Here is an 11,138-nt window from a genome sequence, read left to right as displayed (position 1 = left end):
TAAGACAGAATTAGAAGCAAAGAAAAAAAGAGCATCATGATAAATGCGACTAACTACGTAGTCGCATCATCATATATCTTTTATTTATTTTGATTGTCTACTTGACAGGAGTCAGATCAATAACAAATTTTGTAGGCGAGAGCCTTTTTTTATAGTTTTATTATGTTATAAAAGTTACATTATTAAGGTTCAACACCACATACAAGAGAGTCGTTAACATAAGCGGTAACTTTATCCCATTCAGCATAATCAGTAGCAGTTGAGTTAAATGAATAGTCATTAGATCTGTCAAAGTTAGACCAATCACTCTTATTTATACTAACTTGAAGGTCAATAGTTTCTCCAGGTTCAAGAGTACCAGCGTCAGATGTGAAACTAAATTCTGCTGATTTTGATGCTGTAGTGTTAGTTGTGGAAACATCTTTAAATGTATTTAATATGTAATTTGTAATGTTTCTATAAGAAAGTCCATTGATACCAGCGTAGTGGCAAACAAAAGATTGAGTTGCATTAGTGCTGTTTTCAAGAGAATAGTAGTATTTTATTTTTAAGTCTTTAAGAGCTATAGAATCTTGTCCAGTATTTGTTATCTTAAAACGTGGAGCTATTGCATTAGCAGTAGTTGATGTAGATTGTTCAACCATTGAAATAGATACCTTGCTATTAGTGTTCTTTTTTGTAGGATTTATATCAAAAGTTTTAGTTGTACCATTTATAGATACAGGACTAGATAAATCATATTTATACTCACAATTTGAAACATCATTAATTATTTTAAAGTCTTTTATAATTAATGGGTATGAGTCATTGCTTTTATCTTTTAATGATAATGTCCAAGTGTTATTTAGTAATTCCTCTTCAGTAAGATTAGGTATAACTTTAGAAAGATTGAATACGAAACTGCAATCACTAGCTGTAGTAGTACCATCAAAAGCATAAGCTCCTCCAGCATAATTTAGAGCAAATGGATTGAAAGTATTAACTACACCTGTTGATTTATTTGTAGCAGTAATTTCAGCGTATATTTGATTACGTTTAGCTGTATTTAAAGTAAATTGAGCAAAAAACTTAGGTGAGTCTGATGATGAATGAGGTGTAAACCAATAAAAGCCACTAGTATCTTTAAAAGTTGATTGACGACCACTAGTAGTTGATGGATTGTTTGCAACTTCAGAAACTTTATTTAGTGCGTCGTAAGATAACCAGTAGAAACCTTTATTACCATAAGATGTTCCCCATGAATTAGCTATTTTAAATGCTCCTTTTTCACCTTGATCAACAGTACCATTATTATTAATATCTACCCATATATCATCATTATATCCTACTGCTGTTAAAGCATGTCCACCAGAATAAGTATCATCATTATATTTACAAATAACTTCACCTACGTAGTTATCATCTGAAGATGTGCTAGGATCATCATCAACTCTATCTAGAACCCATGAGTACCAGTAGGTGGAGAATGTTAGAAGATATCCGTTAACTAATTTAGTTTTTGCTACATTTAAGTTAGAATCTTTAGGCCCACTAATATGGGAAGACATATTAATAGTTGAGTATCCATCTATTGTATAGTTTTGAGCTTTTTTCCATATAGAAGCATCAGATGCCCATGCTCTATAATTAGTAGCAGGAGAGGTTGATCCGACATAAGGAAAATCTTTAAGTGAAGCAACTCCTACACTTTGTATAGCAGAAAGATTAGTGCTGATAAAGCTACCTTTGTCTAAACCATAGTTTATAAGATTATAAGTCCATTTAGGGGAACATTTATTTTCAGCAAGAGAACCATCTCTACCTCTTTGTAAGTTAACCATATGACTCATTTGATAGTAAGTGCTAGCAAAGCTAGTACAAGAACCTAAACTTCGTTGATTCCCTATTCCAGGAAATGCTCTAAGAGTACTATTATCTACTTGTGAAGGGAGAGCAGTGTCTGCTAAAGGAATAGTTTCTTCTAGTGAAATTTCATTATTATCATCAATAGACAATAAATCAGTGCCGAAGCTACGTTGTAAGCCTAATTCATTTAAGTTTGTATCTGTAGTTTCTTCAATATTGTTTTTTAACCATTCTTTTTCTTCATCAGGTAACTCCTCATCATTAAATTGAACATATGAAGGTGTTTGATTTTCTATGTTATACTTATCCTTTGTTGATGTTTCTGCTTTTGCAGTATATGTTCCGCAAAATGATGAAATGCAGAACGTTGAAGTTAATAAAATTGATAAAAATCTTTTTTTCATGTTAATACCCCCTTTTTATAAGATAAATTATACAACATATATGTTAAAATGTAATTAAAAATATAAAAAAAGTAATAAAAGTAACAAAAAAACAGATGTATAATGTAATATTTTAATATTTATAAATAAAAGTTTAAATATTGTAATAAATAATTTAATTAAAATTAATTTATTATACTAATGTAAGGTGAAAAAACATTATGATATCTAAATAAATTAAAAAAATATAAAAATATTATAAAAATTATTGATAGCGGATAATAATTATTATATAATAGTTAATGTAAATAAAAGAAGTTCAAACACAAAGGAAAAAAGTAAATAATTTAATTGAGATATAAAAAGTTAAATAAAATGTTATGGAGGGAATTTAGTTATGAAAAAGTTTATTTGTACAGTATGTGGATATATTCATGAGGGAGATGCAGCTCCAGAAGTATGCCCAGTTTGTAAGGCAACTGCAGATAAATTCCAAGAACAAGCAGGAGAATTAAAATGGGCTGATGAACACAGAATCGGAGTAGCAGCAGGGGTAGATCCAGAAATATTAGAAGGATTAAGAGCGAACTTTACTGGAGAATGTACAGAAGTTGGTATGTACTTAGCAATGAGTAGACAAGCTGATAGAGAAGGATATCCAGAAGTAGCAGAAGCATATAAGAGAATTGCTTTTGAAGAAGCAGAACATGCAGCAAAATTTGCTGAATTACTAGGAGAAGTAGTAGTAGCAGATACAAAAGCAAACTTAGAAGCTAGAGTTGCAGCAGAATATGGAGCAACAGAAGGTAAGAAACAATTAGCAACACTTGCAAAACAACAAAATTTAGATGCTATACATGATACAGTTCATGAAATGTGCAAAGATGAAGCTAGACATGGAATGGCATTCAAGGGATTATTAGAAAGATATTTCACTAATAAATAGTTTTTATATTAAAATTAAGAGACTCTCGATAACAAATTAATATTTGTTATCGAGAGTCTCTTTTAGTTTAAGCTAAAGGTCTATAATAAAAAGTTTATTGTAAATAAGAAGGTAATATAAGAGTGAATTATTGATAAAAAATACATATAAGTTATAATTAGTAACGAGTTAAAAAATAGATTCAAATGTAAACGATTTATAAGGGGCGAAGTATGGAGATTTTAGGTGTTAAAATATTGGGAGATAAAATAAAAAATAATATAGAAAAAGTTATTATAGGAAAAGAAGAAGTTATAGATATTTTAATAACTTCATTAATAGCAGGTGGTCATGTATTATTGGAGGATGTTCCGGGAACTGGGAAGACTATGTTGGCAAAGGCTATGGCAAAGTCCATAGATTCTAAGTTTAATAGAATTCAATTTACTCCAGATTTATTACCATCAGATTTAACAGGAATAAATTATTTCAATCAAAAAATAGGAGAATTTCAATTAAGAAAAGGAGCTATTTTTACTAGTATACTATTAGCAGATGAAATAAATAGAGCTACACCGAGAACACAATCTAGTTTGCTAGAAGCTATGGAAGAAAAACAAGTTACAATAGACGGAACTACATATAAAATGACAGAACCATTTTTCGTTATAGCTACTGAAAATCCAGTGGAGAATCAGGGGACTTTTCCATTGCCAGAAGCGCAATTAGATAGATTTTTGGTAAAGGTTAATATGGGATATCCAACTTTAGAAGAAGGAAAAGAAATATTTAAGAGATACATAAATGATGATCCTTTAGATAACATCTCTTCTGTTGTTTCGAAAGAAGAGATTATAGAAGCGAGAATGATATGTAAAAAGGTTTTTGTTCATGAAGATGTACAAGATTACATTTTAAAAATAGTTAATAAGACTCTTAATAATGACAATATAATCTTAGGAGTTAGTCCAAGAGGCTCATTGGCAATGTTAAAAACAGCACAGGTATATGTTGCGTTGCAAGGAAGAGAATTTGTTACCCCTGATGACATTAAGAAATTAGTGCCATATGTATTTTCACATAGAATTGTACTAAAGAATTCTATGAGAGTAAAAAATATATCTAACAATTTTATATTAGAAGAAATTTTAAGTGAAGTAGAAACACCTGTTGAAGAATGGGGTAATAGTATAGGAATTAAATAATGAGTATAGTATTAATTTTTTTAATATTTTTATGTATATATAAAATTGAAGGATATATTTATAAAAGATATTGTTTTGAAAAGTTAACTAGTGATATAAAATTTAAAGATACTGCAATTTTTCAAGGTGAGGAATCAGAAATAGTAGAAACTATATCAAATAAAAAAATAATACCTATTTGGTGGATAAGTATTAGGTTTTCTATTTCATCATATCTCAATTTTAATAAAGAAAATGTAAAAGATAATGGGAATATAGTATATAGAAAAGATATATTTAGTATAAAACCTTATGAGAAATTAGAGAAACACTATACATTTAAAGGAGAGAGAAGAGGTTGCTATGAAATAAATGAATATAGTTTGAAAACTTCTAATTTTTTTGTGGAATATAACTTTGTAGAGAATATAAAGAAACATATAGAAATGTATGTTTATCCAAGAGTTATTCCAGAGTTAGAATTTGACTTAAGACTTTCAAATCTTATAGGTGAAATTGAAGTAGAACATGATATTATTGAAGATCCATTTAAATTGAGATCTGTAAGAGAATATAGCACATTGGATAGTATAAAGAAAGTTAATTGGACGGCAACGGCAAAAACAGGAGATTTGAAAGTTAATGAATATGAATATACTATGGGCAGTGAAATAACAGTATTTTTAAATGTTGAGCGGTATAATAGTTGGGATTCAGAAGATTTGGTAGAAGAAGGTATAAACATTGCTAATACATTAGGGATTAGATGTGGAGAAAAAGGTATTTCATTAAGATTAATAAGTAATTGTTGTGAGAAAGATGAAGACGAAAATATAGATGTTAAATCTGGATGTGAAAATGAATATTATAGGACATTAGCTAGAATTAATATAAATAATTATAAGGAACATCTTTCAAGAATAATAAAAGATAATATTAATGAGAATTGTATGAGAGGTATGTTTATAATAATATCTCACTATATAAGTGATGATTTACAAAAAGTAATATTAGAGGCTAGGGCTATGGGGATAAATACCAAGTGGATTATACCTAAAAAAGAAGGTACAGATATAGTGGTAGATAATGATGAAGATATATTTGTATGGGAAGTGATAGGATGAGGAACATTGAAAGTTATGCTGTAGAAGAACCAAGAAGATATAATAAAAAGTTATGGGATAAATATAGAATTATTGAATGTATTATAAGATTATTAATAATGTATTCGATTACTTCTTTATTAGTTGTTATGATTTGTAAGAACCAGTTGAATCAAATGTATACTTTATTAGTAATTACTTTTGTGTTTTGCTTAACTATTGCTATAAGAAAGAAAAATGTTATAAGTATAGATACAATAAAGTATTTTACAGCAATTCTTTTTGGTGAATTCTTTATTGCTATGTTAGCTGATTTAAAAATTTTTATGGTAGGAGCAATTTTTTTAGAAGTAATTTTAGTTGCAATTATTATAATATATTTACCAGTGCAAAGATTAGAATATTTATTAGATAATGAAAAATATAGTGAAATCCATATGAAAAGAATTAAAAAAAATACATTTTGGGTTGGAATTATACTTTCTAGTATTACAATACTTATAAATGTAGTTACTTATCTTACAGGTGTCCTAAATATATTTAGTTATATAGATAAGTTAATTTATAAATTTATGCAATTTATGAGAGTTGAAAATCAGATATCGGTATTATCTGAAGAGAAAAATAGTAGTATTAAGATGAAGTATATGGATTATAATACTAACGAATATGGACATGTATTACATAATGTACTGATAATATCAATGATAGTTTTGATACCGTTAATTGTATTAACTATCAGAAGTATATTTAAGAGCTATCGTGACAAAAAGAAAATTATAAATAAAGATATAGAGATAAGGACATCCATATTTGATAAATCTGATTTTAAGGATGAAGTTAAAGTGGCTTTGAGACATTTTAACATAAGGTTTTTAAGAGGCAACTTATCCAATAGGGAAAAAGTAAGGAAAATATATAAAGGTAGAATTATATATTTTAGAAATAAAGGTGTAGATATTAATAGAAGTGATAGTGTTTGGGAAATTGAAAATAAGATTAATAAAGGAAAAGAAGTTCCTATTAATTATGAAGAAGTTAGATATGGAAATAGTAAGGTATCTGATAAGGATGTAGATTCTTTTAAAAAGTTAATAAGTAAGTACAAGTGATATTTTACATTTTGGATATTTTTATATTTATCGAAAGTTAATGATAAAGCAGGAATTATGAAGATTGAAAGTAAATATGTGGATGTGATATATTAATATTAGTGTTTTATAGTTTAGGAGGAATAAAAATGCAAAAAAATTCAGGGATGGCTATTGCATCTATGGTATTGGGTATCTTAGGAATATTCTTTTCAATAACTTTTATATTATCTTTTTTAGGTGTAATTCTAGCTCTTGTTGGGTTAGTGTTAGGAATAGTTTCAAAGTCACAAATAGAAAGAGAAAAAGAAATATTAACAGGAAGAGGAATGGCGATGGCTGGAATAATATGTTCTTCAATAGCGTTAGGGTTAGTAGTATTAATGTGGGTAGGATGTGCAGCTATGTTGAAAATGAATGAGTCAACAGATTATTATTATTTAAAATTGATTTTATCACAAGTTTAAAAAGAACCTTTTGAGGTTCTTTTTGTTTATTAAAAATCTTTTTCCTATAATTCATAGAGATATAAAACCAGAAAATATTATTATAAGTAATGATGGGGTATTAAAACTTATAGATTTTGATGTATCAAGGACGTATAAGGAAAACGAAAATAGAGATACAGAATTATTAGGGACATTAGAATATGCAGCACCAGAACAATTTGGATTTATGCAAACAGATGCTAGGACGGATATTTATAGTATAGGGGTATTGATAAATGTATTAATAACAGGAAAAGTCCCAAGAATAGAAAGGTGTATTGGTAGATTTCAATATATAGTAGAAAAATGTATAAAGATAGATCCTAATGAGAGATATCAAAATATTGATATACTGAAAAAGGATATTGAATCAATAAAAATCTTAAAAAACAATGTAGAAAAGGAAGATAAAAATATACATCATGCAGATAAAGAAAAGAAGATATTTTTAGATGTAATTCCTGGTTTTAGAACGAGAACTAATTGGAAGATGATATGTGCAGCATTTTTTTATTTATTCTTAATATGTGGATTAATGACCTATGAAAATAAGTTTACATTAGATGAATTTAGAACAAATATAACAGTTGTTATAATATTACTATCATTGTGGTTTTTATATACTAACTTTTTTGAAATAAGAGATAGGTTACCTATTATAAATAGTAATAATATTATTGTTAAAATTTTTGGATATATACTGTATAGTTTAGCTATAATAGTTATATTAGGAGAAGTAGGTGGCTTATAATTGTATGCTGATAGCAGACCAAATATATTTGTGAAATAGATAGAATATAGTCAATGGGACAATACAAGAGAGATGACATTATGAAAATATATTTGGGAGGTTAATAAGTATGAAAGAAAATAAGAAAAAAAGAAAAGGCTGGATAGTTGTAATAATAGCAATTATAGTTATAGTAGGAGCGGTGGCAACATCTGGAGGTAAGGAAGGTAAGACAAAAAAGGTAAGTAATTCTACATCAGCAGCAGAAAGTAAGCAAAAAGTTTTTAATGTGGGAGATACTATAGAACTTAAAAATTTGAAGGTTACTATAAATAATGTATATAAGGTTGAATCAACTAATGAGTTTTCTAAACCTAAAGAAGGAAATCAATTTTTAGCTGTAGATTGTACTTTAGAAAATATATCAGATAAAGATCAAGCTGTATCTTCAATGATGATGTTTAAGGTTGTTGATGGTGATGGAAGAAAGTGCAAGTATTCTTTAACTGGACAAACTGCAGCTAATGCGGGACAACTAGATGGAACTATAGGTGTAGGAAGAAAATTAAGTGGAGTTTATGTAGTAGAAGTAGAAGAAGGAAAGACTGGCTTAGAATTGGAATTTGATTCATCATTTATTAGTGGTCAGAAAATAGTTGTAAAGTTAAATTAATAAAAAGTATATGATATAAGTGTAACTTTATATTTATGCTTTTAAGATTCATAAAAATATAGCATTCAATGAAATACAAATTATTACAAGTTACTTGATTTTAGATTTAAATAAGTGTATTATAAGAGCATATGAATATTAGTTGTAATGATAGAGGTGCGGTGTTTAAGAGTACCATTATAGAGGTAAGCACTATGATGTAATGGGAAAGGAACCATCGCCGAAGTATATAGTCAATGCTTTAAGAACTATATTGCTGGGCTTACATAGAATATATGTAAGACTGTCACAGTGTTGTGGAGTGCTATCCGAAGTAGTTAATTTTTCATGTGCCTTACATGAATTAATAGCCGTGGATTTCTCCAGGGCTTTTCTTGATATAAAAACGTACTTAGAACATTTAATTACGCTAAATATTTAAACTAATTTTTAGGGGGAATTCATCGTGAATAAGAAATTAAGAGTAGGTATACTTGGGGCTACAGGTTTCGTTGGACAAAGATTAGTTACACTATTAACTGATCATCCATATTTTGATGTTACTGTAGTAGCAGCTAGTAGTAGAAGTGCAGGAAAGAGTTATGAAGAAGTTGTAGGTTCAAAGTGGAAGCTTGATATACCTATGCCAGAATGGGTAAAACCAATGGTTATAAGAAATCTTAACAATATAGAAGAAGTTAAGGATGATGTTGACTTTGTATTTTGTGCAGTAAATATGGACAAAAATACTATAAAGCAATTAGAAGAAGCATATGCAAAAGCTGAAATTCCTGTTGTATCAAACAATTCAGCTCATAGAATGACAAAAGACGTACCAGTAATCGTTCCAGAAATTAATGCATCACATTTAGCAATTATTGATGCACAAAGAAAAAGATTAGGAACTAAAAAAGGTTTTATAGCTACAAAGCCAAACTGTTCTATTCAAAGTTATGTTCCACCACTAACAGCATTATTGGAGTTTGAACCAACAAAGGTAGTTGTATCTACTTACCAAGCTGTTTCAGGTAGTGGTAAAACTTTGAAGGAATGGCCAGAGATGGAGGACAATATAATCCCATTCATTAGTGGAGAAGAAGAGAAGAGTGAACAAGAACCATTAAAGGTATGGGGACATATTGAAAATGACGAGATAAAATTTGTTGAAGGTATAACAATATCAGCTCAATGTATTAGAGTTCCAGTATTAGATGGACACTTAGCTACTGTTTCTGTTTCATTTAAGAAGAAACCAACTAAGGAACAAATTTTAGCTAAGTGGGCAGAATATTCAGGAAGACCTCAAGAATTAGGACTTCCACTTGCACCAAAACAATTTATAACTTATTTTGAAGAAGATAATAGACCACAAACTCATTTAGATAGAAATATAGAAAAAGGAATGGGTATAACTGTAGGTAGATTAAGAGAAGATAATATATTTGATTATAAATTTGTTGGACTTTCTCATAATACATTAAGAGGAGCAGCAGGTGGAGCTGTATTAATGGCAGAATTACTTTATAAAGAAGGATATTTAGAATAATATTTTGAAAAACAGAATAAATTATAAAAAACTGCTACATGATAAGTGTGGCAGTTTTTTTATACACAAGTATTGCTGAAATTTGAATATTTGAGTTTGGGATGTGGAGTAATTTACCTTAAATCAATTGTATTTGATATAGAATTATTAAAAGGAAATAATAAAGAGTTTACTTTCATATACCTTAGGTGAAATATGTAGTAAGTGTAATAAAAGTTTTACTGTTTATAGGAGTATAATAAAATGGGTATATTATTTTGTGTAAATTAAGGATATATGATACAATTATGTTAATTAATTGTACGAGAAGGGGAGTTATATGGGAAGACTCACAAGAAAGAAAAAGCACAAAGAAAAGCTACCAATCTATATTGTTAGAGTTTTTTGTCAGTATTAGTAACAATTAGTATAGCAATAATTGTAGGATATATACTTGCGAAATTACTTTAATGATTTGATAGAATAATAGAGATTACATATCATATACGTTAAGTTAATTAGTAAATTGATTAAATAAAAATTGTTAAATGTATGAATATAATTACGTAATACTTATATTATCGGCGGAAATGACGCAATAAATAGAACCCTTCTTTATGTTGATTTAGACTAAGAGGGTTCTATCTTTATTTTAGCAATATAAAACTTAATATTTATGTGAATAACACATAATAATAATAAATAATAGTAATATGAAATGTTGAGAATAAGAATATAATGTAGGGGAAAGTATATATATAATTGTGATATTTATAAAAATATAACGACAAACGTCCCGTGTATATCAATATATATAAAATGAAGAAAAAAAGAGAAAATTAAAGTATTTCTATGATAAATATCAAAAAAAGAATAATTTATATTTTACTTATATAAATCAGGTGCTATAATAAGTCTTGTCGCTGCGAGAGAGCAGAAACGAAAAAGAAAAAAAGTTGTTGACAAGTGTTAAAAGCTTTGATACAATGAATGAGCGTCGCAAGAGAGCGACAGATGATCTTTGAAAATTGAACAGAAGAAACATATAACCAGTTAATTCTTTTAATTGACTCATATATATGAAGTCAGCAAACTAGTACTAAGCTAGTAAATCAAACTTGAAGTTAATGGTATGTTATGTGAATCTCGTATTCGCTAGAAACGAGCAGGACGAGGAAGCTAGGAGTGAATGAGTGAACTATACTTTGTATG

The 11,138-nt window shown here is 28.3% G+C and carries 9 protein-coding genes and 1 riboswitch; of the genes, 8 read left to right on the top strand and 1 reads right to left on the bottom strand.

Going from position 1 to position 11,138, the window contains the following annotated elements; genetic code table 11:
* Window positions 1-182: 182 nt before the first annotated feature.
* Window positions 183-2,249 carry a cellulose binding domain-containing protein gene (locus KQI30_RS15640; protein WP_216464280.1) on the bottom strand — a complete coding sequence of 689 codons (2,067 nt, stop codon included), beginning with the start codon at window positions 2,247-2,249 and terminating at the stop codon, window positions 183-185.
* A 376-nt stretch (window positions 2,250-2,625) separates the two neighbouring features.
* On the opposite strand from KQI30_RS15640, the gene KQI30_RS15635 reads away from it, so the two are divergent.
* The 8 genes from KQI30_RS15635 to asd all read left to right on the top strand — a co-directional run bounded on the left by KQI30_RS15635 (window position 2,626) and on the right by asd (window position 9,947).
* Window positions 2,626-3,174, top strand: a complete 549-nt coding sequence (locus KQI30_RS15635; RefSeq protein WP_216464279.1) for an NADH peroxidase — start codon at window positions 2,626-2,628, stop codon at window positions 3,172-3,174.
* A 212-nt stretch (window positions 3,175-3,386) separates the two neighbouring features.
* Window positions 3,387-4,358, top strand: coding sequence for an AAA family ATPase (locus KQI30_RS15630; protein ID WP_216464278.1), 972 nt, complete (start codon window positions 3,387-3,389; stop codon window positions 4,356-4,358).
* Window positions 4,358-5,461 (top strand): DUF58 domain-containing protein, encoded by a 1,104-nt coding sequence (locus KQI30_RS15625; protein ID WP_216464277.1) that lies wholly within the window; start codon window positions 4,358-4,360, stop codon window positions 5,459-5,461. Before KQI30_RS15630 ends, KQI30_RS15625 begins: the two co-directional genes overlap by 1 nt.
* Window positions 5,458-6,552, top strand: a complete 1,095-nt coding sequence (locus tag KQI30_RS15620; RefSeq protein WP_216464276.1) for a hypothetical protein — start codon at window positions 5,458-5,460, stop codon at window positions 6,550-6,552. Before KQI30_RS15625 ends, KQI30_RS15620 begins: the two co-directional genes overlap by 4 nt.
* A 128-nt stretch (window positions 6,553-6,680) precedes the next feature.
* Window positions 6,681-6,998, top strand: coding sequence for a DUF4190 domain-containing protein (locus tag KQI30_RS15615; protein WP_216464275.1), 318 nt, complete (start codon window positions 6,681-6,683; stop codon window positions 6,996-6,998).
* A gap of 22 nt (window positions 6,999-7,020) precedes the next feature.
* A complete protein-coding gene (locus KQI30_RS15610) occupies window positions 7,021-7,770 on the top strand; it encodes a protein kinase domain-containing protein (protein ID WP_216464274.1) in 750 nt (249 codons plus the stop codon).
* 109 nt (window positions 7,771-7,879) lie between these two features.
* Window positions 7,880-8,422: a DUF4352 domain-containing protein gene (locus KQI30_RS15605; protein ID WP_216464273.1), complete on the top strand. Its 543-nt coding sequence runs from the start codon at window positions 7,880-7,882 to the stop codon at window positions 8,420-8,422.
* 143 nt (window positions 8,423-8,565) lie between these two features.
* A riboswitch (Lysine riboswitch) is annotated at window positions 8,566-8,737 on the top strand.
* Between the two features lie 130 nt (window positions 8,738-8,867).
* The gene (gene asd / locus KQI30_RS15600; RefSeq protein WP_216464272.1) at window positions 8,868-9,947 is read left to right on the top strand and encodes an aspartate-semialdehyde dehydrogenase; all 1,080 of its coding nucleotides are present in this window, start codon (window positions 8,868-8,870) and stop codon (window positions 9,945-9,947) included.
* Window positions 9,948-11,138: the final 1,191 nt, after the last annotated feature.

Source organism: Clostridium bornimense (assembly GCF_018917145.1).
GTDB classification, from domain to species: Bacteria; Bacillota; Clostridia; order Clostridiales; family Clostridiaceae; genus Clostridium_AN; species Clostridium_AN bornimense_A.
This window is presented reverse-complemented; position numbering and strand designations above follow the sequence as displayed.